The organism is Sinisalibacter lacisalsi (genome assembly GCF_014640115.1).
In the GTDB taxonomy this organism is placed as follows: domain Bacteria; phylum Pseudomonadota; class Alphaproteobacteria; order Rhodobacterales; family Rhodobacteraceae; genus Sinisalibacter; species Sinisalibacter lacisalsi.
In genome coordinates, this window is sequence record NZ_BMGI01000028.1 from 1 (window position 1) to 256 (window position 256).

Genomic DNA, 256 nt, shown 5'->3' on the forward strand with positions numbered 1-256 from the left:
GGCACCGTGCCTCTCATTGCCGCCGAAAGGGCCTTCCGCGTATGATCCGTCGTCTCCTCCTCGCCGCGGTCCTGGCTGTCGGCCTCAGCACGCCGGCGCGCGCGGACCCGGTCACGGCCGCCATCGCGACGGCCCTGGGCGGCACCGCTTTCGCCTCGACCGTCGCCTCGGCCATCACGCGGATCATCGTCGGTGTGGCCCTGTCGGCGCTCTCCCGCGCGCTGCAGCCGAAGCAGAGCTCGAAGGCGCCCGGCAT

The 256-nt window shown here is 73.0% G+C and carries 1 protein-coding gene; it reads left to right on the top strand.

Annotated elements, in window-relative coordinates:
- Positions 1–41: 41 nt before the first annotated feature.
- Positions 42–256 (top strand): hypothetical protein (locus tag IEW01_RS17640; protein WP_194419553.1); only part of this gene is annotated, 215 nt, incomplete at its 3' end.